We start from the raw sequence: 25,501 nt of genomic DNA, 5'->3' as shown, positions 1-25,501 counted from the left end.
TGGCTTACCTTAATTTCAGGCTGGAGAGGCCAATGAGAACTAATAAAATAGTGATGATCCAGAAGCGAACCACAACCTGTGTTTCGCGCCAGCCACCCAATTCGAAATGATGATGTAGTGGAGCCATTCTAAAAATACGACGCCCCTCACCGAAACGCTTTTTAGTGAATTTGAACCAGAAAACTTGTAGCATCACTGACAGTGTCTCTGCGACAAAAATACCGCCCATGACGAAGAGTACGATTTCCTGACGAACAATCACGGCAATAGTTCCGAGTGCACCACCCAATGCAAGTGCACCAACGTCACCCATAAATACTTGAGCTGGATGCGTGTTGTACCAAAGAAAAGCTAATCCCGCACCACCCATAGCTCCACAGAAAATCATGAGCTCACCTGCACCGGGAATGTAAGGGAACAATAAGTACTTTGCGTAAATTGCATTACCCATCACATAAGCAAATGCGCCTAGAGCAGCACCGACCAATATTACTGGCATGATCACTAGACCATCTAGTCCGTCCGTTAGATTAACGGCATTACTACTTCCAACAATCACTAAATAACTCAAAATGATGAAGCCCATTACACCCAATGGGTAACTCACCTCTTTCATAAAAGGAATGAGCAAGTTTGACTTAGCCGGTAAGTCCAAAGCGAAGCCACTCTTAAGCCAATCAAAGAACAACTGTAAAACTTTGAGGTTATTCACTTCGGACACAGAGAAAGCTAAATAAATAGCGGCAAATAAGCCAATCAAAGTTTGCCAAAAGAATTTTTCTCTTGAAGCCATTCCCTTAGGATCTTTCCGCGCCACTTTGCGGTAATCATCAACCCAACCAATCAAGCCAAATCCAAAAGTCACAATCATCACAATCCAGATAAAACGATTGCTCAGATCAGCCCACAGCATGCAGGAGATAAAAATACCTAACAAAATCAATACGCCACCCATAGTAGGGGTGCCTGATTTCACCAAATGGGTTTGTGGCCCGTCTGTACGAACCGCTTGACCCATCTTTAATGCGGTCAACTTCCGAATAACCCAGGGGCCAGCTGCTAAGCCAATCAGCAAAGCAGTCACTGTTGCCATCACCGCTCTAAATGTGATGTAGCTAAAGACCCGGAAAAATCCAAAATCATCTTGCAACCATTGCGCCAACATTAAGAGCATGTTTTAGCCTCCTCTAATAAGGCCTGCACTACACGCTCCATACGCATAAAACGAGATCCCTTAACCAAAATATCTAAATGCAGCTGCTGACTTGACTCTTGATCCGCTAGCGCCTCATTGAGCTCTTCAAGCAGCTGATCTAATGTTGAAAAATGCGTAGCGCTGCTAGCAGGCGAAAACTTCTCTGACTCATTAAATGCTTGCACTGCAAATTTGCACTGCTCTCCGAGTGCGAATAACTTGCTAACACCCTGCTCAGCAGCATAAGCGCCAACTTCCTCATGGAAGCTAGGGCCTTGGTCGCCCACTTCACCCATATCACCCAATACCAACCAAGAGGTATTGCCAGACTGTTTCAGTACATCAATAGCAGCCCTTACAGAATCAGGATTGGCGTTATAACTATCGTCAATCAAAGTACGGCCTGTATTTAAAGGTTTTGATTGCATGCGTCCATTAACCGGAACAAATAATTCCAGACCAGCTTTGATTTGCTCCAAACTTAATCCAGCACCTATAGCAACTGCGCTAGCTGCTAGGGCATTGCGCACATTGTGACTTCCCAAGGTATTAAGCTGGATCTCAATCTTGCTGAGTTCAGTTGTAATCTCAATTTTTCCGCTAAGTAATAACTTGCCAGTAACAGAAGCCGAAGCGAAAGTAGAGTTAGTGGATAAAGCAAAATCAATGACCTTGCGTCCTGCAGCGGCTTGATACCAAACATCAGAGAATTCAGAATCTGCTGGAAATACTGCGACACCATCTTTAGGAAGTGAACTCAAGGCAGCTGCATGTTCTTTTGCAACAGCTTCCACAGTCGCCATAAATTCTTGATGCTCACGTTGAGCATTATTAATGAGGGCTATATTGGCCTGAGTAATGACTGCTAACTCTGCCGTTTCACCAGGATGATTCATACCCAACTCAATCACTGCTAGGCGATCAGTTGATCGCATCCGTAGCAAGGTTAAAGGTAAACCAATATCGTTATTGAGATTGCCTTTAGTGACCAGAGTGCGTTCTTCACCTGCAGCCACCTTAAAGATCGAAGCAATCATCTCTTTTACTGTGGTCTTGCCATTAGATCCAGTTACTAAAGCCACTGGAATAGAAAACTGTGCACGCCATGCCTTTGCTAATTCACCCAAGCCTTGCTTAACATCTTGGACACATACTGCAGCTAAATTTGTAGGGCACTTTTCTTTTTGACTAATGAGTGCTGCACTGGCGCCTGCCTTGATGACATCATCCAAAAAATCATGCGCATCAAAACGTTCGCCCGCCAAAGCGATGAATAATTCACCAGACTCAATCTGACGACTATCACTACCAATACGAGAAATAGTGATTGCTTGCGCAGATTCTTTATCCGCGTGAATCAACTGACTGCCCGGCAACATCGCATGAACTTGAGCAAGATTAGTCATAGGCGTACTCATACGCTGCCCCCTGCTGCCAAACGAATGTGTTCTTGATCAGAAAAATCAAATTTCTTGCCATTGATTTCTTGACTAGACTCATGCCCTTTACCAGCAACCAAGACAATATCCCGGATATCGGCATGTCGTACCGCAGCCATAATAGCGGCCGCCCTATCAGGCAGCGCTTGTACATTCGAAAGGTCACCTGACATACCAGCTTGAATCATGGTAATAATAGAGACTGGATCTTCAGATCTAGGGTTATCACTTGTAATCACAATATGATCAGCCGAGACTTGTGCTGCACGACCCATTTGAGGGCGCTTACCTAAGTCTCGATTACCACCGCAACCAAAGACACACCACACTTTTCCATTACGCTGATTTGCAATGGGGCGTAATGCGTTCAACGCTTTAGTGAGGGCATCAGGTGTGTGTGCGTAATCCACCACAATCAATGGACCCTCAGTTCTTTGTGTTTTATTCAAGTGAATCAGTTCCATGCGTCCTGGAACAGCACTTAGCTTGTTCATATTTTTAGAGGCATGATTTGGACTCATACCTTGAGCTAGCAGGACGGTCCAAACAGCAAGGCAATTGCTGAGATTAAATTCACCTAAAACTGCAAGCTGAGTAGTACCCGAACCTAAGGCATCACAGCTGAATTGAGACTCATAGCCCGAGGTCGTCAATACGGTGTTTTCTGCGTAAACGCGTTTCAAACGATCATCAAACTTTTCGAATCCAGCAAACGCCTTGCTACTCAATGCATAGCCCCACACCTGAGGACCATCGCTAGCGAGGAGCTTCATTGCCAATTCTCGCCCGAATGCATCATCAAAATTAATGATGGCATTTTCAAGTTGTGGAAACTTAAATAATTTTGCTTTTGCTGCGGCGTACTCTCCCATCGTGCCGTGGTAATCCAAGTGATCTTGCGTCAAATTGGTAAATACCGCACTTCGTATATGTAAGCCAGTAACACGGCCTTGATCTAATGCATGAGAAGAAATCTCTATAGCAAGATTTTGAGCGCCTGCATCAGATAATTCTTTTAATTGGGTTTGCAATTGCGGTGCATCTGGCGTGGTGTAACCAGTTTGAACGAGTGCACCCTGAAACCCAGTCCCCAATGTGCCTAATACTGCAGTGCGATGATTCGGTTCATCCATTGCCTGCGCCAGCCACTGAGTAATACTCGTTTTTCCATTAGTACCTGTGACGCCGATGACATTGAGATTTTTGCTTGGGTAGCCGTACCACTCCGAGCAGAGCTCTCCAGCCAAGGCCGCTAAATTCTCGACAGCAAAACATTCTGGGTGGTCTAAGTACTCATTCGCAATACCATCAGCAGGATCGAATACCACTGCCGCAGCCCCATTTGCTAAGGCGGCCGCAATGTAATCGCGACCATCTCGTAGGGCATTACCATGACCAACAGCGTATGCAAAAAAGATGTCGCCAGAATGAATTTGACGGCTATCTGCAGTTACTTTTGCATTACCTGCAGTGAGATCACGTAAATGTGAGATTAAGAGATGGGGTTCTATGTAGACCATTGTCATCATCTTTTTAGAACCGCTGCATTTGTTTTGACTGCAGCAATCTGAATTTCTGTAGGATTTTTATCCTGCAGCGTCATTTGCTTAATATTGCTATCTGGTACTACATTCAAGGTACGCAGAGTCTCACTCACAATAGTGGAAAAGACTGGTGCAGCAACATCACCACCATAATGACTGCCACCAGTTGGCTCATCAATCATTACAGCAACCACAATGCGAGGAGCACTAATCGGCGCTAGACCTGCAAAGTAAGCACGGTATTTATTGCCATAACCCTTACCCACTAATTTATGCGCTGTTCCTGTTTTTCCACCAACTCGATAACCTTCGGCCTGCGCTTTAATGGCAGTTCCCCCAGGCTCAGTTACAGACTCCATCATGCTGCGCATCTCAATGGCTGTCTTGGCAGAAATAATATGGGTGCCAGGCTTAAATTCTGGACTTCGCTCAATCGTGAGGGGCACTAACTCGCCATCACGTGCAAAGATAGTGTATGCGCGAGCAACTTGGAAGAGTGAACCTGAAATACCATAACCAAATGCGATTCGCGCCTGATCTGTTGGCATCCATTTTTTATAAGGATGGACCGTACCAGCTACGGCACCAGGGAAGCCAATCTTCGGCGCCTGACCCAAACCAACGGATGTATAGAAATTCCACATTTCTTCGGCAGATAAATTATTCATCGCAATTTTGGCCGTACCAATGTTGCTAGATTTTTGAATAATTTGAGAAATAGTTAGGTTGCTGTAAGGGTGGGTATCCGTGATCGGTTTTGGACCCACCAGGTATTTAGCCCCAATCACCATATTGGTATTGGGGGTGATAACACCCTTCTCCAAAGCAATTGCCACAGTTAATGGTTTGATTGTTGAGCCAGGCTCAAAGGTGTCGGTCAAAACACGATTACGTAACTGCTCACCCGTTAGCTTTTTACGATCATTTGGGTTATAGCTTGGATAATTTGCTAAAGCCAAGATCTCGCCAGTCTGAGTGTCCAAGACGACTGCACCACCAGCGCTCGCACGGTGCTGCTCAACTGCATTTTTAACAGCGTTATAAGCTAGAAACTGAATCTTGCTGTCAATAGAAAGTTGCAGATCTTTACCATTTTGCGGTAACTGCAAAATTGCAACATCTTCAACAACACGACCGAGGCGATCAACTACTACACGACGAGCGCCTGGGTGCCCAGCCAATTCTTTTTCTCTTGAAAGTTCCATGCCCTCTTGGCCACGATCTTCCACATTTGTAAAGCCAACAACGTGCGCCATCGCTTCACCTTCTGGGTAAAAGCGACGGTATTCATTATTCAAACCAATGCCCGGAATTTCTAATTCCTTAATCTGTTGCGCAACTACTGGATCCACTTGGCGCTTCAAAAAAATCTGCTTACGATCCTCTTTTAACTTTTTACGCAGCTCAGATTCGCTTAACTGCAATAATTTCGCTAACTTCTGAACCTTATCCGCAGCTAAATCATCGGGCACAGTATCGTTATAGGCAATCACTGACTTTGCCTCTAAGCTCGTAGCAATCACCTGGCCATTTCGATCCAATATCTTTCCACGGGAAGCAGGTAATTCCAATTCACGCTGTGTACCACGCACACCTTTTGCTTCATAAAAAGCATTTCCCGGACCCTGAATCCAGAAAGCGCGGATTAGCAATAGCATGAACACGAAGAACAACATGAACAGCATTAGGCGTGACCGCCACATTGGCAGACGCAATACTAGATTAGGCGTAGTTGAGAAACCTACAGTCCTCATCTAGCCTCCTTTAAATACAAAGTACGCTCTGGAGATATAGGGGCCATGTGCAACTGATTACGAGCAACATCGCGAATTCGTGCGGACTTCGATAGATTGCGCTGCTCATACTCTAAGCGTAGCCAGTCTTGATTGAGTTTGCGCTCCTCGATTTGTGCGCGGTCTAGCGAAATAAATAATTTACGCGCACGCTGCTGCGCCGCTACTAAAGATAGTGCGCAAACCAATAGCAATACCAGCAAGGTAAGCGTAGCGCGATTCAAGCTGTCACTCCTGCGCGTTTTTCAGCAATACGCATAATGGCGGAACGAGCGCGAGGGTTCTCTCGAACTTCCTCGTCGCTTGGCTTCACGCGCCCAATAATTTCTAAGTCGCTTTGCGGTAAATCTCGATCGCGGACGGGCAAACCTCGAGGTACTTCGACCTTGGCGTGTGACTGCAAAAACTGCTTCACAATCCGATCTTCGAGAGAATGAAAGCTAATCACTGCTAAGCGTGCGCCGGGCTTTAATAAATTGAGTGCTGCCTTTAATCCGATTTCCAAATCTTCTAACTCACGATTAATAAAAATACGGAGTGCTTGGAAAGTACGAGTCGCAGGATCTTGACCAAGCTCTCTTGTGCGAACTACGCTGGCTACTAGAGTTGCTAATTGCAAGGTTGTTTTTGGAGATAAGCCTTCTTCTCGCTTTGCCACAATGGCTTTAGCAATCTGAAATGCAAAACGTTCCTCACCGTAAGTCTTAATCACGCTGGTGATGTCCTCTTGTGATGCGTGCTCCAACCACTCCGCTGCCGTTAAGCCTTGGTCTGTGTTCATGCGCATATCGAGTGGACCATCCTTGCGAAAGGAGAACCCACGGTGTGCTTCGTCCACCTGTGGAGAGCTGATACCGAGATCCAACAGAATTCCATCGACTGATTCTGGGTCCGCGTACTGATCCATCTGCGCAAAACTGTCGTGCACGATGCGTAAACGCGAGTCCTTGATTTTTTCCGCTACTGCGATCGCATCCAGATCCTTGTCGAAAGAAATCATTCGCGCATTTGCAGGTAGTTGCGCCAACAGGGCTTGAGTATGACCACCGCGCCCAAAGGTTCCATCGATCAAGAGTAGATTTTTTGAAGCTGCAGAAGAGGTGATGAGTGGTCCATTGACCAGAGCTGTCACCGCCTCGGCCAGCAATACTGGGCGATGAGTTATGTTCATGGCACCCTGTCATCAAAAATTAAATTGCTTCAGGGCTTCAGGCATACCTTGTGCAATGGCAGCCTGTTCTTTTGCAGCGTAAGTAGCGGCGTCCCACAACTCTAGATGACTACCCATGCCGAGCAACATCACTTCTTTTTCAATACCAGCGGCTGATCGTAACTCCGGGCTCACCAATATTCTTCCGGCGCTGTCCAAATCAATCTCCGCAGCATTGCCAAGAAAAATGCGGCGCCACCAATGCGCATCCATCGGTAATTGCGCTACACGTGAGCGAAAGGTTTCCCACTCAGGTCGAGGGAACAGCAATAGGCATCCGTCGGGGTGTTTTGTGAGCGTAATTCGGCCCTCACCTTGAACTAACAAGGCGTCACGATGCTTTGCCGGCACAGACATGCGGCCTTTTGCATCTAAATTGAGAGCTGACGCACCTTGAAACACCATTTACCCCACTTTTTCACACTTCCTCCCACTTTAGAGGATCGTAATAAGGGGGTCAAGTGTTTTTGGCTTATTTTTTAGGAAATTTCCTAGTGATTACAAACACTTAGCGTGATATGTTGATAAAATGGTGCTTATAAAAATGCTACTTGAAACAATGGCTTGGAAAATATACTTAAGAATAGGTCTTAGCTATTTAGCCTAATAATAGGTAAATATACTGTATTAATGAACAGTACTCTAAAGGAAAATATACGAAATAATTAATTTAGAACTAGATTTTGTAAGCAGTGCTTGTCATCACTTTAGACATTGCCTGCATGAGGCTCTGAATGGACTTCGGCAAGACCGCTCCACCAGCCAAAATTGCCGCCTGTCCATGCTCAATTTCATCGATGCGCATTTGGTCAACAATTGCGCGAGAACGCTCATCTTCTGCAGGTAATTTTTCGAGATGACTTTCGAGGTGATTTTCTACCTGCTTTTCTGTTTCGGCAACAAATCCCAGACTCCATTTATCGCCCGCTAAGCCAGCAGCCAAGCCGATTGCAAAGGATCCTGCATACCAAATTGGATTGAGATAACTGGTATGCGAGCCCAACTCTTGGAGGCGTGTTTCACACCAAGCCAAATGATCCATTTCTTCTTGGCCAGAGTCATCTAACATCTGCCGAATTTCAGGGTTGCGGGCTACTAATTTTTGAGCTTGGTAAAGCGCTTGGGCGCAGACCTCGCCTACGTGGTTTACACGCATTAATCCAGCCGCGTGCTCCCTCTCTTTGGCATCCAATAATCCGCTTGACGAGGTATTGGAACCCGGTATTGGACGATGGGCATGAGCACCCCCGACTACCGAACGTAGGGCTGAGTCAAACTCGATAATGAAGCGATCGATTAAGGCCATAGGCTTTTAGAAATTAGACTAAAACCTCTGTTTTGCTGCTCTGCTTAGTCTTCAAACCTAACTCAGCCAATAGCTCACGGTCTTGTTCTGCCTCGGGATTGCCGGTAGTAAGTAGTTGCTCACCATAGAAAATCGAATTGGCGCCAGCCTGGAAGCACATGGCCTGAACTGCCCTACCCAGCTCCTGACGTCCAGCCGAGAGGCGCACTCGTGCACGCGGCATAGTAATGCGAGCTACAGCAATAGTTCTCACAAATTCAAGTGGATCCAAGGGCTTCTGATCTGCCAGAGGAGTTCCTGCTACAGGAACCAAATGGTTAATGGGAACTGACTCTGGATACGGACTTAAATTAGCCAAACGTGTCAAGAAGGCTGCGCGTTGTTCGCGGGATTCACCCATACCTACAATACCGCCACAACACACTGACATGCCGACAGCACGCACATTAGAAATCGTGTCCAAGCGGTCTTGATAGCCCCGAGTAGAGATAACTGAGCGATAAAAGTCCTCGCTAGTATCTAAGTTGTGGTTGTAGAAGTCTAAACCTGCCTCTTGGAGGGCTTGTGCCTGACTTGCTTCTAGCATACCCAGCGTAGCGCAGGTTTCTAGGCCCAAGGCCTTTACGCCCTTAATCATGGCGGCGACTTTTTCAATATCGCGATCCTTAGGCTCCCGCCAAGCAGCACCCATGCAAAAGCGGTTAGATCCGGCAGCTTTGGCAGCTTTGGCAGCCTCAAGTACCTCGTCTAAATCCATTAACTTGTTCGCCTTAACGTCAGTGTCATATCGGGCAGCCTGAGGACAATACCCACAATCCTCCGGGCAGCCACCAGTCTTAATTGACAGAAGCGTAGCCAATTCCACGTCACCATCAGGGAAGTTGGCACGATGAGTCTCTTGTGCCCTGAACATCAAATCGCTAAATGGAAGGGCAAATAGAGCCTCAACCTGGGCTACCGACCAAGCACCCAAAGCGCCAAGCTCTTTATGCAAATCCTTTTGAGACTTGACTTGGGTGAGGGGTTTTTCAATAGTTTGGGTGGCCTGCATGGTCGAATTCCAGAAAATAGATCAATTCAAGGCATAAACATAACAGATACAGGCTTTAATTAGGAAAAACTAGTGGTCAAATACCAAACATGAAGCTTATTTCCGACCCAAATCAAAGCTCTCTGGTTGATCGCAGCCTAGATGCCGTTTGGCATCCCTGCACTCAGATGAAGCATCACGAGTCATTGCCATTAATTGCCATTACTAAAGGTAAGGGTGCTTGGCTCTTTGATGACCAGGGCAATGGCCTCCTAGATTGCATTAGCTCTTGGTGGACTAATCTATTTGGCCACTCCAATCCACGCATCAACCAAGCCATTACGAGTCAGCTTGAAAAAATTGAGCATGTCATGCTTGCAGGATTTACCCACCCTCCTGTTGTGGAGCTATCCGAAAAACTATCTGCTTTAACTCAAGGCCATTTAGGTCACGTGTTTTTTGCATCCGATGGTGCATCTGCAGTAGAGATTGCTTTGAAGATGAGCCACCACTTTTGGCAACTGAATAATCAGCCCCAAAAGAAAAAATTTATCTGTCTAGAAAATGGTTACCACGGTGAAACTTTGGGTGCATTAGCAGTCACTGATGTTGCGATCTTTCGAGAAGCATATGGATCGCTATTACAAGATGTCTTTACCGTGCCTTCACCTGATGCACGAAAAGCGCAGCCTGGTGAAAGTGCTGACGATGTCGCCATGCAAGCAGCAGAAAAATTAGAAGAGTTACTGAAGGTAGAGCATCAGAATATTGCTGCGATCATTGTTGAGCCACTCGTTCAGTGCGCTGGGCAAATGGCAATGTACTCTCCTGAATATTTGCGCCTTGTAAGATCACTCTGTGATCGCTACAACATTCACCTCATCGCCGATGAGATCGCAGTAGGCTGTGGTCGATCAGGAAAGTTTTTTGCTTGTGAGTATGCAGAAATTTGGCCGGACTTCTTGACGCTCTCTAAGGGTATCAGTGGTGGATACCTGCCGTTGTCACTCTCTATGACAACTGACAAAATTTATCAGGCCTTCTATGGCGATCAACTGCAACAAGGATTCTTGCACTCGCATTCCTACACGGGCAACCCATTAGCATGCGCAGCTGCCCTCGCCTGCTTAGAAATCTTCAAAACTGAATCTGTTCTAGAAAAAAATATTGGACGTAGCAAAGATCTTGCTAGTGCATTTGCTTGGGCAAAAGTAGATCCTCGCATCGAACATTGGCGACATCAGGGCATGATCCTGGCATTTGATGTCAAACCTGAATCACTCCAGCGTAAAAATACTTTTTCACGAGAGATGTTTTCAGCAGGGATGGCAGAAGGCATTCTCATTAGGCCCATTGGCAATACGATTTACGTCATGCCGCCGTACATTCTATCTGCCGAAGAAACGATGCAAATGGGTGCTTCTGTACGGCGTGCCCTAAATCAGGTACTTCTATGAGCGCCCACTTTAAAGCTCGCGATATGGCAGTACATCAGATTGCCGATTTAGATACGCAGTTGCTCAGACGTGCATTGCGTACCACCACGTCACCCTGCGATACCAAGGCTCGGGTTGACCAACGAGAACTCAAAGCGTTTTGTAGTAACGACTACTTAGGCCTAGCTAATCACCCTGAATTAGTTTTTGCGCTTGCGGAAGGTGGAAAACGATATGGGGTTGGTAGCGGAGCATCACACTTAATCAGTGGCCATAGCGTTGCGCATGACTTGCTTGAAAAAAAATTAGCGGCCTGTGAGAGTAAATATATTCCTAATACAAGAGCATTGTTCTTCAGTACTGGCTATCTTGCCAACATCAATGCAATTACCGGTCTCAGTAGACTTGCTAATCAAGGTGAAGTAAGCATTTATTCGGCCAAACTTAATCATGCCTCTTTGATTGATGGTGTCCGTCTAGCGAGCTCACAAACCAAAGCCAAAGTGACTTTGTTTGATCACCAAAATCTCGATTTTTTAAAAGAGGCATTAAAGCAAGATGCATACCCACTCAAATTGATTGTGATCGATGGCGTCTTCAGCATGGATGGGGATATCGCGCCCGTTAGAGATCTGCTTAATCTTGCCGAACAATATGATGCGCTACTCATGGTAGATGATGCGCATGGTTTTGGCGTGCTTGGCGAGCATGGCCATGGCATTTTGGAGCAATCGGGAGTTTATTCAGAAAGAATTATTTACGTTGGCACGCTTGGTAAAGCAGCTGGCGTTAGTGGTGCATTTATTTGTGCAGCCTCGCCCTTTATTGAATGGCTCATCCAAAAAGGGCGTCCCTATATTTATAGCACCGCTACGCCGCCTGCAATTGCGCATACCCTGCTTACCAGTTTGGAACTAATCGAGGGCAAGGAAGGTATTGAGCGTCGCAAACAATTAAATCAACTGATTCAAATTTGGCGTGATGAAATGACTTTCCAAGGCTGGGGGAAAACACCTTCATCCACTCCAATACAGCCTGTGATCTTAGGAAGCAATGCTAGCGCATTGCTAGCCGCTAAGCTCTTAGATGAAGCAGGTTATTGGATCCCAGCAATTAGACCGCCTACCGTTCCAGTTGGTAGCTCTCGTCTACGTATTACTTTTTCTGCAAACCATAGTGTTGATGACTTGCGCGAACTGATAAAGACATTGCAAGTGATTGAGCAAGAAGTAAAAAGCAATTTATGACACTGAGTACATCTAGTGGTTTTTTTGTCACAGGCACCGATACTGAAGTTGGCAAAACTTTAGTCAGCGGTGCACTCATTCTTAAACTAAGAAAAGCTGGTATTCGTACAATAGCCTTCAAACCTGTGGTTGCAGGCACTTATATTGATGCTAGTGGCCAAACACTCAATGAAGACTTAGAGACATTACGGATTGCTTCAGGATTAAAGTCCGGCGAGCAAAGTCTTTGTCCATTTGTTCTAGATGTGGCGGCAGCACCCCATCTGGTTGCCCAGAAAAATAAGGTGCATTTAGATGCTACGCTGATCTTAGATGAGTTCAATGCATTGACCTCAGTATTCGATTCGGTTGTAGTGGAAGGTGCGGGAGGGTTTTTAGTGCCGCTAAATGAGCAAGAGGATTTGGGGGATGTAGCTCAGGCGATGGACTTGCCAGTCATTCTTGTAGTAGGAATGCGCTTGGGCTGTATTAATCATGCCCTACTCACTTGCGAAGCCATTGCGTCACGTCAGCTAAAGATTGCGGGCTGGGTAGCCAACACGCTAGCAGAGGAAATGCCTCTATTATCTGAAAATATTCAAACCTTGAAAGACCGCATTTTTGCACCTTTTTTAGGTCTTGTTCCGACCCTTCCTCAGCAGCTTCAGAAATCAGAGAATGCCCCCTATTCCATTGAGGCCTTAGGGTTTGCTGCAGAACATATAAAACTACCTACGTAAATTCAGATAAGATCGTTCTATGCGATTACTTCCAGAAATTATCGACTCCGCATCAGCTATTCAAGAGATTCGCCGCAATATTCATGCGCACCCAGAATTGCGTTTTGAAGAAAATCGTACATCTGATCTGGTAGCTGAAGCACTCTCGAGCTGGGGAATTACGGTTTATCGCGGCCTCGGAAAAACTGGTGTGGTTGGAAGGTTAGATGGGGAATTAGGTTCAGGCAAGATGGTTGGATTACGTGCCGACATGGATGCACTGCCATTACAAGAACACAATAACTTTGAACATGCCTCAAAGAATCCCGGCAAGATGCATGCCTGCGGCCATGATGGCCACACTGCCATGCTCTTGGGTGCCGCTCAATACTTATCTAATCATCGAGACTTTACCGGTTCGGTCATTTTCATTTTTCAGCCAGCAGAAGAGGGTGGTGCTGGCGCGCAAGAGATGATTAATGATGGACTCTTTAAGCAATTTCCTTGCGATGCTGTCTTTGGTCTACATAACTGGCCGGGACTTGCCGAAGGGCATTTTGGCGTGACGTCTGGCCCGATGATGGCCTCTAGTAATACTTTTGAAATCACCATTCGAGGTAAGGGTGGACATGCCGCCTTGCCACACAATAGTGCTGACCCTGTACTTGCCGGCACTCAAGTTGTGCAAGCACTACAAAGCATCATTACCCGCAATAAGCGCCCAGTAGACGCAGCTGTATTATCGGTAACGCAGTTCCATGCAGGCGAGACGAGCAACGTCATTCCGGATAGCGCTTTTATTGGCGGAACAGTTCGCACATTTACCATCGAAGTCCTAGACTTAATTGAACAACGCTTGAGAGAGATCTCACACAGTGTATCTAGCGCATTTGACTGTCAAGCAGAAGTCAGTTTTGCTCGCAACTATCCTCCACTCATCAATCATGACAAGGAAGTGAATTTTGCAAGCGAGGTCATGAGCGAGCTGGTTGGGATACAAAACGTCAATACCGCTATCGACCCAACAATGGGCGCAGAAGATTTTGCATTCATGCTGCTAGAGAAACCTGGTTGCTATGTGTTTCTAGGTAATGGTGATGGCGATCACCGCTCGGTGGGTCATGGCATGGGTCCATGCCATCTTCATAATCCTTCTTATGACTTTAATGATGCACTGATCCCAGTAGGTGTTAGCTACTGGGTCAAGCTAGCCCAACGCTACTTACAAAAATAATTTACTCTGAGCGCTGAAGTTTTTACGAGTTCGTAAATTGAGCTGGGCGCTTTTCCATAAAAGCTGCCATGCCTTCTTTTTGATCATTGCTTGCAAAGCAAGAGTGGAATAATCGACGCTCAAGGTGCATACCCTCTGATAGCGTAGTTTCATATGCGGCATTAATTGCTTCTTTCACCATCATCGCAGTCAGCAGTGGCATATCTGCAATAGTCTTAGCAATCGCTTTCACCTCTTTTAGCAAATCTGCTTGCGGGAAAATACGGGCAACAAGACCAGAGCGCTCGGCTTCAGTCGCATCCATCATCCGGCCGGTCAGCGCCAAATCCATTGCCTTTGCTTTTGAGACTGCACGTGGTAGACGTTGTGTACCACCGGCGCCAGGGATGATTCCCAGCTTCACCTCTGGTTGAGCAAACTTCGCATTATCCGCTGCCATGATAGTGTCGCACATCATGGCCAACTCACACCCACCGCCAAGCGCATATCCAGACACTGCCGCAATCACTGGCTTGCGTACTTTTTTAATCTCTTCCCAGTTACGAGAGATAAAGCCGCTACGATAAACATCAGCAAATCCATACTTCGCCATTGTTGCAATATCTGCGCCGGCAGCAAAAGCTTTTTCACTTCCGGTGACGATGATGCAACCAATATTGTCGTCAGCATCAAAACCCAACAAGGCCTTACCTAACTCATTCATTAACTCATCATTCAGGGCATTTAATACTTGAGGGCGATTGAGGGTAATGACGGCAACTTTGCCATCCACTTCAGTCAATATAGTGTTGTAGGTCATCAATCTCTTTCAAAAAATAATTTGTTCAGCGTGGTAGCAATAACCACATCTTGCCATCTTGCTTCATGCGTCCCGCTAACTCACCTGCAGAATCTCCTGATCCCCAATAGTAATCTGCTCGTACCCCGCCCACAATGGCTTTACCTGTATCTTGGGCCATCACCAACTTTTGCAAGATTTGGCTACTCAAGGGTTTGGTAGTACTCAAGAAGACTGGGGCGCCTAAGGGCATCGCCTTCAGATCAATGGCAATACTACGTTCGGCTGTTAAAGGGACTCCTAAAGCACCATTAGGGCCAAGGTCAGGGCTGACATTACTCGGCAACTCTTTAAAGAATACAAAGCGAGGGTTGGCATTGAGCATCTCCTCTACTCGGCCTGGGTTGCGCTTAGCCCATGCAGAAATACCCTGCATCGTTGCTTCACCGCGCGTGATCTCCTTGCGATCGAGCAACCACTGGGCAAAAGACTTGAACGGCTGATCATTGGTGCCGGCATACCCAAGTCGCAATACACGTCCATCTTCTAAACGAATTTTTCCAGAGCCCTGAATTTGCATAAAAGCAGCAGCTACAGGATCTTGCACCCAGGCGATTTCTGAACCTCGCAGCACTCCAGAACTCATGAGTTCTGCACGTGTTGGCGCAGGGCTTGGCTTTGAGCCCTTCCAGGCATTTGGCAGGCCGTACAAGGCAATAGAGTAAGTGGCTGTGCGGGTTTGGGAGCCATTCATGACAGGCTCGTAATAACCTGTGATTAGTCCAGATTCGTTGCCTGTAGCACTATTACGTACTTCGTATGCCTGAAAATTTCCCTCAAAGTATTGACGAATTGCACGTTCATCACGACCTGAAACGTTGCCGGCTTGAGCGCATGCCTGGCGCCAATTCATTTCACTATTGCGTTTACGCAGGGCATCACAACTTTTGAGCCAAGCTGGCCAAGCCTGAGTTAAGTCATCCTCCTGCCAACCAGGTAAGTCTTGCCAAGAAACAGATCGGAAGCTGGCGATCGAGGAGCTATAGCTAGTTGGGGCTGCGGCACTAGATCGATAAGCAGATCCACGGGTAGAAGGCGTAGAGCAAGCAGCCAATAAGCTGACAATGCTGATAACGAATACACTGCAGAGAAGAATCCGCAAAGCAGTCTCGCGACTTATTAATTTGGACATAGAAATCATGATTGCCAATTTACTCGATGAATACCCGATGATCTTGTTTGCCTTGGAGGGTGGCCTAGCCTTAGCCCTACTGCTTTTTATCGTCTTTTGGACTGGTAAAGGCAAAAAATAGTGTTTTTGAGAACCTAGTGCAAGGTTCTCGGCATCACCAAGGCAAATTCAGGGATTGGGGCCTGGAAAAACTGAGCTTCCTCCGTGACACAGAAATACTCTCCACGCATTGTTCCCGCCGGCGTTGGTAAAGTGGCCCAGCTGGTGTACTCAAATTGCTCCCCCGCCCGCAAAAGGGGTTGTTGGCCCACCACCCCCAAGCCACGCACTTCCTGGACATCATTGTCGCCGTCCGTGATGAACCAATGACGGGCAATGACCTGAATACTAGCCGTACCAGTATTTCTGATGGTGACGGTATAAGCAAACGCAAATTGGCGGTTATCAGGGTCAGACTGATCGGCCAAATACTGGGTTTTGACTGTAATGCTGATTTCATGAGGATTCATGCTCGAATTCTGCTCCATCCTAAGCCCAACTGCAAGCTAGAATCTAGGGATGGATAGCCAGAAATCACCCTCAAATAGCCAGTTTGTCATTGCCCCCTCCATTTTGTCGGCTGACTTTGCCTGCCTGGGCAAGGAAGTTCAAGATGTTCTCATGGCGGGTGCAGACTGGATTCACTTTGATGTGATGGACAACCACTACGTTCCGAACCTGACTATTGGCCCCTTGGTTTGCGAGGCAATTCGCCCTCATGCAACAAAAGATGGCAAGCCGGCGATGATTGATGTGCACCTTATGGTGGAACCAGTAGACCGCCTCATTCCAGATTTTGCAAAAGCAGGTGCAAACCTGATTAGCTTTCATCCAGAGGCAAGTCCTCATGTGAACCGCACAATTAATTTGATTCGCGATCAAGGCTGTCAAACTGGATTGGTTTTAAACCCAGCAACACCGCTTGATCACCTCGACCACACATTGGAGCTGCTCGACCTTGTGTTACTCATGTCCGTAAACCCAGGCTTTGGTGGTCAATCATTTATCCCTAGTACTCTAAATAAGATTACTCAAGTGCGTGCGCGCCTAGATCGTTATCAACAAGAGAGTGGTCGCCATATTCGTCTTGAAGTAGATGGCGGAATTAAGGTTGATAACATTGCAGAAGTCGCTAAAGCTGGTGCAGATACTTTTGTTGCTGGCTCTGCAATCTTTGGCAAAGAAAATTATGCAGACGTCATTAAAGCGATGCGCGCAGAACTAGCGACGTCAGGGAAAGCTTAATGCAGCACGATGAATTTCTTGCCCTCGCAAAACAGGGTTTCAATCGCATTCCATTAGTGAAAGAAGTTTTAGCAGACCTAGAGACGCCGCTGTCGCTATACGTCAAGCTCACTCAGGCCTTTGGACAAAAGAATACCTATCTACTTGAATCTGTCTTAGGTGGTGAGCGCTTTGGGCGCTTCTCATTTATTGGGCTACCTGCAAAAACTGTTTTGAGAACAGTGGGTACGCCTGATGCACCACTTACTGAAGTGCTCTTCAATGACAAGGTGATTGAAAGTAATCATGACAACCCATTGGATTTTGTAGACGCTTATTTCAAGCGCTTTAAAGTAGCAGTACAAGCCGGTCTCCCACGCTTCTGTGGTGGTCTTGCTGGCTACTTTGGCTATGACACGGTTCGTTACATTGAATCACGTTTAGCAAAACATCATCTGCCAGATGAATTGGGTGTGCCCGATATTCAATTGATGCTCACCGAAGAGTTAGCAGTTGTTGATAACGTTGCAGGTCGCATTTATTTAATTGTCTATGCAGACCCCAGCGTGACAGATAGCTTTGATAAGGGCCAAGCGCGTTTAAAAGAATTGCTTGCTTGCTTAAGCAAACCTGTGAGCATGCCAGCCTCATTACCAAGCACTAAAACAGAATTGATCCGCAAGTTCAAGGCAGCAGACTTTGAAAATGCCGTTCTCAAAACCAAAGAATATATATTGGCTGGCGACTGCATGCAGGTGGTGATTGGCCAGCGCATTAGTAAACCATTTACAGATTCACCGCTTGCTCTCTATCGTGCATTACGCTCTTTGAATCCATCACCTTATATGTACTTCTATGACTTTGGTGATCTGCAGGTAGTGGGCTCATCACCAGAAATCTTAGTGCGCCAAGAACAACGTGAGAGTCAAAAGATTGTGACGATTCGTCCATTAGCTGGCACACGTCCTCGCGGCGCAACACCTAAGGAAGATGAGCGCCTTGCGACAGAATTGCTTGCCGATCCAAAAGAAATTGCAGAACATGTGATGTTGATTGACTTGGCGCGTAACGATGTAGGTCGCATTGCCAAGACAGGCACTGTCAAAGTGACAGATTCGATGTCGATTGAAAAGTATTCTCACGTACAGCATATCGTTAGCTCTGTTGAAGGCGAGCTAGTAGACAATATGAGCAATATGGACGTTCTGCGCGCAACCTTTCCTGCCGGCACTTTATCAGGCGCCCCAAAAATTCGGGCGATGGAAATTATTGATGAGATGGAGATTGTGAAACGCGGGGTTTATGGTGGTGCGGTAGGCTACCTCTCCTTCTCTGGAGATATGGATGTAGCGATCGCCATTCGTACAGGCGTAATTCGTGATGGCGTATTGCATTCTCAAGCAGGTGCTGGTGTAGTAGCAGACTCTGACCCCACTGCCGAATGGAAAGAAACCGAAGTGAAAGCTCGAGCAGTTTTAATGGCGGCCGATTTAGTGCAAGGGGGACTCGATGCTCCTCATGATTGATAACTACGATTCATTTACCTACAACCTCGTTCAGTATTTTGCAGAACTTGGCGAAGAGGTAAAGGTCCTCCGTAATGATGAAATTTCCGTTGAAGAGATCGCCAAGATTAATCCTGCACGTATTTGCATTTCACCAGGGCCCTGCAGTCCAGCTGAAGCAGGGATTTCAGTGGCTACGATTCAACGCTATGCCGGACAGATTCCAATCCTAGGCGTCTGCCTTGGACACCAAGCCATTGGTGAAGCATTCGGCGGAAAAATTATTCGCGCCCAGAAAGTCATGCATGGCAAGACTGATGATATTCACCATACTGGCGTTGGTGTTTTCAAAGATTTGCTCAACCCATTCAAAGTAACGCGTTATCACTCGCTTGCCATTGAAAAGAGTTCATTACCAGCAGTTCTTGAGGTAACAGCCACTTCTTCTGATGGTGAAATTATGGGCGTACGCCACAAAGAGCTTGCAGTAGAAGGCGTGCAATTCCATCCAGAATCGATTCTTTCAGAACATGGTCATGCATTACTGAAGAACTTCTTGCAAGCCAAATAAATCACAGGTACGAAGTCGACCCCTATGTCTATTACTCCACAGCAAGCATTACAGCGTTGTATTGAACATCGTGAACTCTTTCATGACGAGATGACTGCAATGATGCGTCTGATCATGAGTGGTGAGATGCCGCCAACTTTGGTTGCCGGCCTACTTGTTGCCCTACGCACCAAAAAGGAGACTGTTGGTGAAATTGCCGCAGCTGCGCAAGTCATGCGTGAATTTGCGACACCTGTACACGTGGAAGATAGAAAAAATTTAGTCGATGTAGTGGGCACAGGAGGAGATGGTGCTCACACTTTTAATATTTCTACAGCTGCTATGTTTGTCGCTGCGGCTGCTGGTGCAAAAATTGCCAAGCATGGTAATCGCAGCGTGAGTAGCAAATCAGGTAGCGCAGATATTCTGGAATCTTTAGGCGTTAAGCTTTCACTCTCACCCGAGCAGGTTGCAACATGCATTTCTAATGTAGGAGCAGGCTTTATGTTTGCACCAAACCATCACCCTGCAATGAAGAATGTTGTGCCGATTCGCAAAGATTTGGGTGTGCGCACGATTTTCAATATCCTAGGACCCCTTACAAACCCAGCAGATGCCAAGCGCATCCTGATGGGCGTGTTCCATGCAGACTTAGTTGGTATTCAGGCGCGTGTATTGCAAGCCATGGGAATGGATCATGCCATGGTAGTGTATGGCCGCGATGGCTTAGATGAGATCTCTCTCGAGGGTCCCACTCTCGTAGGCGAATTAAAAGAGGGTCAGGTTCGTGAATATGAGATTCATCCAAAAGACTTTGGTTTAAATACAGCACCTACCAGCAGCTTTAAGGTGGCTGATGCCGAAGAATCGAAAGCGATTGTTCTAGATGTGCTCAATAAAAAATCTGGTCCAGCAAGTGACATTGTTTGCCTCAATGCTGGTGCGGTACTGTATGTAGCTGATGTAGCGCCAAGCATTACTAGCGGCGTTCAGATGGCGCAAGCAGCCATTGCATCTGGTGCCGCCCGTCAAAAGCTAGACCAATTTGTAGCAGCAACCCAAAACTAACTAAGATCTTCATGAGCGATATCCTCGACAAAATTGTTGCTACCAAGAAAATTGAGATCGCCGCTGATTTGAAAAAGATCTCTTTAGCTAATCAACGTGATCAAGCTGAAGAAAATAATCGTGATACGAAATTAAAACCGCGAGGCTTTATTCGGTCTATCGAAGGAAAGATTGCAGCAGGTAAAGCCGGCGTCATTGCCGAGATTAAGAAAGCCAGTCCTAGCAAGGGAATCCTGCGAGAGAATTTTCAGCCAGCTGAGATTGCTCAATCCTATGAAAAAAACGGAGCGGCCTGTTTGTCTGTCCTTACAGACAAAGATTATTTTCAGGGGGCTAATGTCTACCTTCAGGCTGCAAGAGCTGCATGCAACATTCCAGTCTTACGTAAAGACTTTACGATCGACCCCTATCAAGTCTATGAGGCAAGGGCAATAGGTGCCGATGCTATTTTGCTCATTGTGGCGTGCTTAGAACTCAATCAAATGAAGGAGCTAGAAGCTTGTGCTCATGAACTTGGTCTTGATGTCCTCGTTGAGGTTCATAATGCCCCTGAATTGGAGCAAGCTCTTGAATTAAAAACACCATTGCTTGGAATTAATAATCGCAACCTGAAGACTTTTGAAGTTACCCTTCAAACAACCCTGTCCTTGCTATCAATGGTTCCCGCTGGCAAAACCCTGGTGACCGAATCTGGAATCATGAATCGTACAGATGTGCAATTGATGCGCGATCATCAAATCAATGCATTCTTAGTAGGCGAAGCCTTTATGAGAGCGGATGATCCAGGGCTAGCTTTGGGCAAGCTATTTGGTTAATTAGATTTAGAAGGTCTCATTAGATCTAAGCCGTATTTAACTAGCCCGATCATAGCTACTGTTCCGAGTACATCGCCAGTCAACATGACCAAGAAATGATTGAGAGTTCCAGCCTCATCAAGCTCTCGAACTGCGAACCACCATTGGTGTAAGCCTGAACTTAGGGCAGCGTAAATTAAAATACAAATTGCTAGCTTCTGTAAGCTCAAGTTACTTAAATCAGATGAGATGCTGATATTACTCATCACAAAGAGTCTTGCTAGATAGGGCGCAAAGCCAGATATTAAGCCGATACCTATGCAAGTAATCAGCTCGGGTGGAAATTGCCCAGAAAAACAAATTACGAATGAAGCAATAGCAATACCAAGGGCGCCAGATAAGCCAAAGATGAGCGTCAAAAATAAACGTAAGCCGGCTGGGAGATAAATCCAATTCACGCCAAGGCCATAGCTCAGATGCGTTGTAAGCCAAGCGTTGATATAAAAAAGGCTTGAGTAAGCAAGCACGCTCACGATAAATCCAACTATCCATTCGCGACTTGTTTTATCCATTGTTGCGAGTATGGTTGATTTTATGAATACATACAAGTTGCGAACAAGATTAATGGGTCTACAATAATACTAACCCTAGGGCTAACTACTCATACTTAATGCACAAATCCATGTCTACAATTAAATCATCTTGCTATATTCGTTTTCTGAATTTGATTGATGTACTAGATCGCATCAATCCTGGGAAAAAACTCGACTCCATTGAAGAAAGTCTGCTGGATAAAATTATTCTGAGCTTTCATGCCAAGCAATCCTTGTTGGTCGGTGATTTAATTTCTCTGTCTGAGCTTGGCTCTCAAGCCACGTTGCACGGGCGACTGAAAAATCTGAGCGCCATGGGCTATATCAAGATGGCTGCCAATGAAGATGGGCGCAAAAAAGAAGTAGTACCAACTAAGGTCGCCATCAAGCGCTATGAAGAAATTTCCAAGTGCCTAGAAAAGGCTGTCAAAGCGGGTTGATTTATTCCTCCAAGAAAACAAAAAAGCCCTTAGTAGTAAGGGCTTTTTCTTTGGGGCTAATGCTCTAGACGTTAAAGAGGAAATTTAAGACATCTCCGTCCTTAACAACATACTCCTTACCTTCGGCACGCATCTTGCCAGCCTCTTTGGCACCAGACTCACCCTTGAATTGAACAAAGTCTTCAAATGCAATAGTTTGCGCACGAATAAAGCCACGCTCAAAGTCCGTATGAATAACCCCTGCAGCTTGAGGAGCTGTGTCACCTTGATGAATAGTCCAAGCGCGAACCTCTTTAACGCCAGCAGTAAAGTAGGTCTGTAGCCCCAATAACTTATAACCTGCACGAATCACGCGATCTAATCCAGACTCTTCCATGCCTAGATCAGCAAGAAATTCCACTTTATCAGCATCATCTAGATCAGCAATCTCAGCTTCGATTGCGGCGCATACCGCTACTACTGGTGCGCCCTCTTTGGCCGCATGCTGAATCACTGCCTCTAAATGGGGATTATTTTCAAAACCGTCTTCTTTGACGTTAGCGATGTACATTGCCGGCTTTGCTGTGATTAAGCAGAGTGGCTTTAAGAGCAAGTTTTCTTCTTCAGTCAGCTTCATGCTGCGTACTGGCTGGGCTTGATCTAAGTGAGCCTGTACTTTGGTCAGCACAGCTACTAAGGCTGCGGCCTCTTTGTCGTTACCTGACTTAGCCGCCTTGCTTGAGCGCTGCAGCGTTTTTTCAACCGTAGTTAAATCTGATAAAGCCAATTCGGTGTCAATCACGGCGATATCAGAGATTGGGTCAATCTTTCCGGCCACGTGGATCACATTAGCATCCTCAAAACAGCGCACCACATGGGTAATGGCGTCAGTTTCACGAATATTGGCTAAAAATTGATTCCCTAGCCCCTCACCTTTGGAGGCACCAGCTACCAGTCCCGCAATATCGACAAATTCGACAGCTGCAGGCAGGATGCGCTCAGGCTTCACAATCTCAGCCAAGGCGGCAAGACGGGGGTCAGGAACCTCGACCACACCTACATTAGGCTCGATTGTGCAAAAAGGATAGTTTTCTGCCGCGATTCCAGCCTTGGTAAGCGCGTTAAAGAGGGTAGATTTGCCGACGTTAGGCAGGCCGACGATGCCACATTTCAAAGACATGCTTGTATTGTAAAGGGCTAGTTTCGATATCATCGAGATATGTCAGAAGTTCACCCAAATTCCTTGGTCAAATTACCCAAAAATACCTCTCAGATACGGAATGTAGATATTGCCGTAGTCGGCGGAGGCATAGTGGGCAAGGCTTGCGCTTTAGGTGTAGCGCAACTTGGGCTACAAACGGTTCAGATTGCTCCCGACTTAGGGCAAGTAGTTTTGACTCCCGAGGGCAGTCAATGGGGTCAACGTATTTATGCTTTTTCTCCTGGCACCCAAAAATTATTGGCCCATCTACAGGTTTGGGACGCTGTTGATCACAGTCGCTTACAAGCTGTTCGGGATATGCGGATTTTTGGTGATCGAGGTGAAAGCCAGGATCAGCTACATCTATCTGCATTTGAAGCAGGTACGCCCCAGCTAGCCTGGATTGGTGAATCGAATGTGATCGAGCATACCCTTGATCAAGCCTCACGCTTCCAAAGTAAATTAGAGCGCATTAATGGCGCAGTTGAAAACATTCAAGTGATTGCTGATGGGGTCCTACTCCATCTGCAAGATGGCTCAAGCTTGAGAGCCCAACTCCTGATTGCCGCTGATGGCGCTAATTCACCCATCCGTTCAGAGTTAGGCATTCCTGCAAAAGAGGAAAGTTACTCACAGAATGCCGTAGTAGCAAATTGGATTTGCAGTAGCGCCCATTTAGAAACTGCTTATCAGTGGTTTTTGCCAGGTGGCGATATTGTGGCAATGTTGCCGCTTCCAAATAAACAAGTGTCGATGGTGTGGTCAAGCTCACCAGAAAGTGCGGCAGATCTTTTAAGGCTGGATTTTTCAGGATGGGCTGAAAAGTTTTCCTCGATTGCTAATGGAGCAATAGCTGCTCAACTTGGTACGCTCACGCTCAATTCAACACCAGCCACTTTTCCCCTCAGAAAAATTCAGGCGAGTCGCTTTATTGGCCCAGCAGAAAATCCCAAAGTTGTTCTCATTGGAGACGCGGCTCATGTCATGCATCCACTAGCAGGGCAAGGATTGAATTTAGGCCTCAGAGATGTTGCATCACTGCTTCATGTGCTGAGTAAACGAGAATCTTTTCGACCACCGAATGACATCGTGCTGCTGCGTCGCTACGAGCGCCAACGTCAAGGCGACACCAGCGCATTACTCTGGGTAACAGATAAACTCAAAAAGCTTTTCTCAGGGAGCAGTAGCACTGAAAGGCAATTACGTAATTGGGGGCTAGGCATGGTCAATCGTAGTCACTTCATTAAACGGCGCCTCATTGAACGCGCTCTCGGAGATGCTGATTTTGAATAAATTACTTTCTACTCTCGTCCTAGCTTGCTCTCTTATATTTTTAGCGGGAGTGGTCAACGCACAATCGGAGCAGCAAGTCCGCTCTGAGCTCCAAAAGAAAATTGGCCCAAACACAAAGATCAAAAGTGTTTCTCAATCGCCTATCTCCGGCTTATACGAAGTATTGGTTGGAAATGAGGTTTTTTATACTGATGCCAATAGTAAATATTTAATCCAAGGCGAAATTATTGAGATCGCTACCGGGAAAAATATTACCGAACAAAAACAGGCAGATCTCAATCGCATCAAATGGACTGAACTTAATCTATCAAATGCTTTAAAAGCCGTACGCGGCAATGGCAGTCGACAGTTAGCCATTTTCTCTGACCCGAATTGCGGCTACTGCAAGCGTTTAGAAAAATCCTTGCAGCAGCTAGATAATGTGACGGTCTATACCTACCTTATCCCGATTCTGTCAGCCGACTCCGCGCAAAAATCGAAACAAATTTGGTGTGCCGCAGATCCCCAGAAAGCCTATGTTGATTGGATGATTAATGGTATTGCACCTAGTGGTAAGAATGACTGCAGCACGCCTTTAGATAAAAATATGGCCTTTGCCAAAACCTACGGAATTACAGGGACTCCAACTATTTTCTTTGCTGATGGCAGCCGCTTTCCTGGCGCAGTTCAAATCACCGATATTGAAAAGAAATTTAGCAGTCTGAAGTAGCAGC

26 protein-coding genes are annotated in these 25,501 nt (G+C 46.3%); 12 read left to right on the top strand and 14 right to left on the bottom strand.

The genetic code is table 11. The annotated features are described in order from the left end of the window. Positions 1-4 precede the first annotated feature (4 nt). The 9 genes from mraY to bioB form a co-directional block, all read right to left on the bottom strand. Positions 5-1,174 carry a phospho-N-acetylmuramoyl-pentapeptide-transferase gene (gene mraY, locus ICN27_RS00985; RefSeq protein WP_216268626.1) on the bottom strand — a complete coding sequence of 390 codons (1,170 nt, stop codon included), beginning with the start codon at positions 1,172-1,174 and terminating at the stop codon, positions 5-7. Continuing rightward, complete coding sequence (murF, locus tag ICN27_RS00980) at positions 1,165-2,613, bottom strand: UDP-N-acetylmuramoyl-tripeptide--D-alanyl-D-alanine ligase (RefSeq protein ID WP_255534917.1); 1,449 nt, start codon at positions 2,611-2,613, stop codon at positions 1,165-1,167. Before murF ends, mraY begins: the two co-directional genes overlap by 10 nt. Continuing rightward, positions 2,610-4,154, bottom strand: coding sequence for a UDP-N-acetylmuramoyl-L-alanyl-D-glutamate--2,6-diaminopimelate ligase (locus tag ICN27_RS00975; RefSeq protein WP_255534916.1), 1,545 nt, complete (start codon positions 4,152-4,154; stop codon positions 2,610-2,612). The genes murF and ICN27_RS00975 overlap by 4 nt, the downstream gene beginning before the upstream one ends. Positions 4,155-4,159: 5 nt before the next feature. Then, positions 4,160-5,932, bottom strand: a complete 1,773-nt coding sequence (locus ICN27_RS00970) for a penicillin-binding protein 2 (protein WP_216268624.1) — start codon at positions 5,930-5,932, stop codon at positions 4,160-4,162. Continuing rightward, positions 5,929-6,195 (bottom strand): cell division protein FtsL, encoded by a 267-nt coding sequence (gene ftsL / locus ICN27_RS00965; protein WP_046329456.1) that lies wholly within the window; start codon positions 6,193-6,195, stop codon positions 5,929-5,931. Before ftsL ends, ICN27_RS00970 begins: the two co-directional genes overlap by 4 nt. After that, on the bottom strand, positions 6,192-7,142 hold the full coding sequence (gene rsmH, locus ICN27_RS00960) for a 16S rRNA (cytosine(1402)-N(4))-methyltransferase RsmH (RefSeq protein WP_216268623.1): 951 nt from the start codon (positions 7,140-7,142) through the stop codon (positions 6,192-6,194). The genes ftsL and rsmH overlap by 4 nt, the downstream gene beginning before the upstream one ends. A 12-nt stretch (positions 7,143-7,154) precedes the next feature. Further along, positions 7,155-7,583, bottom strand: a complete 429-nt coding sequence (gene mraZ, locus ICN27_RS00955; RefSeq protein ID WP_215310265.1) for a division/cell wall cluster transcriptional repressor MraZ — start codon at positions 7,581-7,583, stop codon at positions 7,155-7,157. A gap of 274 nt (positions 7,584-7,857) precedes the next feature. Next, entirely contained in the window at positions 7,858-8,487 is a 630-nt protein-coding gene (coq7, locus tag ICN27_RS00950) for a 2-polyprenyl-3-methyl-6-methoxy-1,4-benzoquinone monooxygenase (RefSeq protein WP_216268622.1), read from the bottom strand. A gap of 13 nt (positions 8,488-8,500) precedes the next feature. Continuing rightward, a complete protein-coding gene (gene bioB, locus ICN27_RS00945; RefSeq protein WP_215308831.1) occupies positions 8,501-9,538 on the bottom strand; it encodes a biotin synthase BioB in 1,038 nt (345 codons plus the stop codon). Positions 9,539-9,627: 89 nt separating this feature from the next. Between bioB and bioA the strand changes: the two genes are divergently transcribed. The 4 genes from bioA to ICN27_RS00925 are packed head-to-tail and all read left to right on the top strand — an operon-like array spanning position 9,628 to position 14,132. Beyond that, positions 9,628-10,974, top strand: coding sequence for an adenosylmethionine--8-amino-7-oxononanoate transaminase (gene bioA, locus ICN27_RS00940; protein ID WP_216268621.1), 1,347 nt, complete (start codon positions 9,628-9,630; stop codon positions 10,972-10,974). Continuing rightward, on the top strand, positions 10,971-12,200 hold the full coding sequence (locus ICN27_RS00935; protein WP_216268620.1) for an 8-amino-7-oxononanoate synthase: 1,230 nt from the start codon (positions 10,971-10,973) through the stop codon (positions 12,198-12,200). The genes bioA and ICN27_RS00935 overlap by 4 nt, the downstream gene beginning before the upstream one ends. Continuing rightward, positions 12,197-12,919 (top strand): dethiobiotin synthase, encoded by a 723-nt coding sequence (gene bioD / locus ICN27_RS00930; protein ID WP_216268619.1) that lies wholly within the window; start codon positions 12,197-12,199, stop codon positions 12,917-12,919. The genes ICN27_RS00935 and bioD overlap by 4 nt, the downstream gene beginning before the upstream one ends. 19 nt (positions 12,920-12,938) lie before the next feature. Continuing rightward, the gene (locus tag ICN27_RS00925; RefSeq protein ID WP_216268618.1) at positions 12,939-14,132 is read left to right on the top strand and encodes a M20 aminoacylase family protein; all 1,194 of its coding nucleotides are present in this window, start codon (positions 12,939-12,941) and stop codon (positions 14,130-14,132) included. A 22-nt stretch (positions 14,133-14,154) separates the two neighbouring features. Here ICN27_RS00925 and ICN27_RS00920 read toward each other — a convergent pair whose 3' ends face one another. The 3 genes from ICN27_RS00920 to apaG form a co-directional block, all read right to left on the bottom strand. Continuing rightward, on the bottom strand, positions 14,155-14,931 hold the full coding sequence (locus ICN27_RS00920) for an enoyl-CoA hydratase (protein WP_216268617.1): 777 nt from the start codon (positions 14,929-14,931) through the stop codon (positions 14,155-14,157). A gap of 25 nt (positions 14,932-14,956) precedes the next feature. After that, entirely contained in the window at positions 14,957-16,102 is a 1,146-nt protein-coding gene (locus ICN27_RS00915; protein WP_216268616.1) for a murein transglycosylase A, read from the bottom strand. A gap of 134 nt (positions 16,103-16,236) precedes the next feature. Continuing rightward, entirely contained in the window at positions 16,237-16,611 is a 375-nt protein-coding gene (gene apaG / locus ICN27_RS00910; RefSeq protein WP_216268615.1) for a Co2+/Mg2+ efflux protein ApaG, read from the bottom strand. Between the two features lie 49 nt (positions 16,612-16,660). Here apaG and rpe point away from each other — a divergent pair, with 49 nt between their 5' ends. From rpe to trpC, 5 genes are read left to right on the top strand one after another with little or no spacing between them, the layout of a single operon-like run. Continuing rightward, entirely contained in the window at positions 16,661-17,386 is a 726-nt protein-coding gene (rpe, locus tag ICN27_RS00905; RefSeq protein ID WP_216268614.1) for a ribulose-phosphate 3-epimerase, read from the top strand. Further along, positions 17,386-18,891 carry an anthranilate synthase component I gene (gene trpE, locus ICN27_RS00900; RefSeq protein WP_216268613.1) on the top strand — a complete coding sequence of 502 codons (1,506 nt, stop codon included), beginning with the start codon at positions 17,386-17,388 and terminating at the stop codon, positions 18,889-18,891. Before rpe ends, trpE begins: the two co-directional genes overlap by 1 nt. Then, the gene (locus tag ICN27_RS00895; protein WP_216268612.1) at positions 18,875-19,441 is read left to right on the top strand and encodes an aminodeoxychorismate/anthranilate synthase component II; all 567 of its coding nucleotides are present in this window, start codon (positions 18,875-18,877) and stop codon (positions 19,439-19,441) included. The genes trpE and ICN27_RS00895 overlap by 17 nt, the downstream gene beginning before the upstream one ends. A gap of 24 nt (positions 19,442-19,465) precedes the next feature. Beyond that, positions 19,466-20,488, top strand: coding sequence for an anthranilate phosphoribosyltransferase (gene trpD, locus ICN27_RS00890; protein WP_216268611.1), 1,023 nt, complete (start codon positions 19,466-19,468; stop codon positions 20,486-20,488). Between the two features lie 11 nt (positions 20,489-20,499). After that, complete coding sequence (gene trpC, locus ICN27_RS00885) at positions 20,500-21,303, top strand: indole-3-glycerol phosphate synthase TrpC (RefSeq protein WP_216268610.1); 804 nt, start codon at positions 20,500-20,502, stop codon at positions 21,301-21,303. Here trpC and ICN27_RS00880 read toward each other — a convergent pair. Next, positions 21,300-21,854 carry a hypothetical protein gene (locus ICN27_RS00880; protein WP_216268609.1) on the bottom strand — a complete coding sequence of 185 codons (555 nt, stop codon included), beginning with the start codon at positions 21,852-21,854 and terminating at the stop codon, positions 21,300-21,302. The two genes, trpC and ICN27_RS00880, sit on opposite strands and share 4 nt — an antisense overlap. Before the next feature lie 110 nt (positions 21,855-21,964). On the opposite strand from ICN27_RS00880, the gene ICN27_RS00875 reads away from it, so the two are divergent. Beyond that, the gene (locus tag ICN27_RS00875; RefSeq protein WP_215308804.1) at positions 21,965-22,315 is read left to right on the top strand and encodes a hypothetical protein; all 351 of its coding nucleotides are present in this window, start codon (positions 21,965-21,967) and stop codon (positions 22,313-22,315) included. Positions 22,316-22,379: 64 nt separating this feature from the next. Here ICN27_RS00875 and ychF read toward each other — a convergent pair whose 3' ends face one another. Then, the gene (gene ychF, locus ICN27_RS00870) at positions 22,380-23,474 is read right to left on the bottom strand and encodes a redox-regulated ATPase YchF (RefSeq protein WP_215308802.1); all 1,095 of its coding nucleotides are present in this window, start codon (positions 23,472-23,474) and stop codon (positions 22,380-22,382) included. A gap of 39 nt (positions 23,475-23,513) precedes the next feature. Here ychF and ICN27_RS00865 point away from each other — a divergent pair, with 39 nt between their 5' ends. Together ICN27_RS00865 and ICN27_RS00860 are read left to right on the top strand one after the other, a co-directional pair. Continuing rightward, positions 23,514-24,788, top strand: a complete 1,275-nt coding sequence (locus ICN27_RS00865) for an FAD-dependent monooxygenase (RefSeq protein WP_216268608.1) — start codon at positions 23,514-23,516, stop codon at positions 24,786-24,788. Then, entirely contained in the window at positions 24,754-25,497 is a 744-nt protein-coding gene (locus tag ICN27_RS00860) for a DsbC family protein (protein WP_255534914.1), read from the top strand. The genes ICN27_RS00865 and ICN27_RS00860 overlap by 35 nt, the downstream gene beginning before the upstream one ends. Positions 25,498-25,501: the final 4 nt, after the last annotated feature.

It is taken from the genome of Polynucleobacter sp. Nonnen-W13 (genome assembly GCF_018881735.1).
Lineage (GTDB): Bacteria > Pseudomonadota > Gammaproteobacteria > Burkholderiales > Burkholderiaceae > Polynucleobacter.
This window is presented reverse-complemented; position numbering and strand designations above follow the sequence as displayed.

Bases quoted from the DNA above. Each gene is read 5' to 3' on its own strand.
- trpE (WP_216268613.1), top strand. From the start codon at position 17,386: ATGCAGCACGATGAATTTCTTGCCCTCGCAAAACAGGGTTTCAATCGC.
- bioA (WP_216268621.1), top strand. From the start codon at position 9,628: ATGAAGCTTATTTCCGACCCAAATCAAAGCTCTCTGGTTGATCGCAGC.
- rpe (WP_216268614.1), top strand. From the start codon at position 16,661: ATGGATAGCCAGAAATCACCCTCAAATAGCCAGTTTGTCATTGCCCCC.
- ICN27_RS00975 (WP_255534916.1), bottom strand. From the start codon at position 4,154: ATGGTCTACATAGAACCCCATCTCTTAATCTCACATTTACGTGATCTC.
- ICN27_RS00865 (WP_216268608.1), top strand. From the start codon at position 23,514: ATGTCAGAAGTTCACCCAAATTCCTTGGTCAAATTACCCAAAAATACC.
- murF (WP_255534917.1), bottom strand. From the start codon at position 2,613: ATGAGTACGCCTATGACTAATCTTGCTCAAGTTCATGCGATGTTGCCG.
- ICN27_RS00970 (WP_216268624.1), bottom strand. From the start codon at position 5,932: ATGAGGACTGTAGGTTTCTCAACTACGCCTAATCTAGTATTGCGTCTG.
- ICN27_RS00895 (WP_216268612.1), top strand. From the start codon at position 18,875: ATGCTCCTCATGATTGATAACTACGATTCATTTACCTACAACCTCGTT.
- trpD (WP_216268611.1), top strand. From the start codon at position 19,466: ATGTCTATTACTCCACAGCAAGCATTACAGCGTTGTATTGAACATCGT.
- ICN27_RS00880 (WP_216268609.1), bottom strand. From the start codon at position 21,854: ATGGATAAAACAAGTCGCGAATGGATAGTTGGATTTATCGTGAGCGTG.
- mraY (WP_216268626.1), bottom strand. From the start codon at position 1,174: ATGCTCTTAATGTTGGCGCAATGGTTGCAAGATGATTTTGGATTTTTC.
- coq7 (WP_216268622.1), bottom strand. From the start codon at position 8,487: ATGGCCTTAATCGATCGCTTCATTATCGAGTTTGACTCAGCCCTACGT.
- ICN27_RS00925 (WP_216268618.1), top strand. From the start codon at position 12,939: ATGCGATTACTTCCAGAAATTATCGACTCCGCATCAGCTATTCAAGAG.
- ICN27_RS00915 (WP_216268616.1), bottom strand. From the start codon at position 16,102: ATGTCCAAATTAATAAGTCGCGAGACTGCTTTGCGGATTCTTCTCTGC.
- ICN27_RS00935 (WP_216268620.1), top strand. From the start codon at position 10,971: ATGAGCGCCCACTTTAAAGCTCGCGATATGGCAGTACATCAGATTGCC.
- apaG (WP_216268615.1), bottom strand. From the start codon at position 16,611: ATGAATCCTCATGAAATCAGCATTACAGTCAAAACCCAGTATTTGGCC.
- ychF (WP_215308802.1), bottom strand. From the start codon at position 23,474: ATGTCTTTGAAATGTGGCATCGTCGGCCTGCCTAACGTCGGCAAATCT.
- bioB (WP_215308831.1), bottom strand. From the start codon at position 9,538: ATGCAGGCCACCCAAACTATTGAAAAACCCCTCACCCAAGTCAAGTCT.
- rsmH (WP_216268623.1), bottom strand. From the start codon at position 7,142: ATGAACATAACTCATCGCCCAGTATTGCTGGCCGAGGCGGTGACAGCT.
- ICN27_RS00920 (WP_216268617.1), bottom strand. From the start codon at position 14,931: ATGACCTACAACACTATATTGACTGAAGTGGATGGCAAAGTTGCCGTC.
- trpC (WP_216268610.1), top strand. From the start codon at position 20,500: ATGAGCGATATCCTCGACAAAATTGTTGCTACCAAGAAAATTGAGATC.
- ICN27_RS00875 (WP_215308804.1), top strand. From the start codon at position 21,965: ATGTCTACAATTAAATCATCTTGCTATATTCGTTTTCTGAATTTGATT.
- bioD (WP_216268619.1), top strand. From the start codon at position 12,197: ATGACACTGAGTACATCTAGTGGTTTTTTTGTCACAGGCACCGATACT.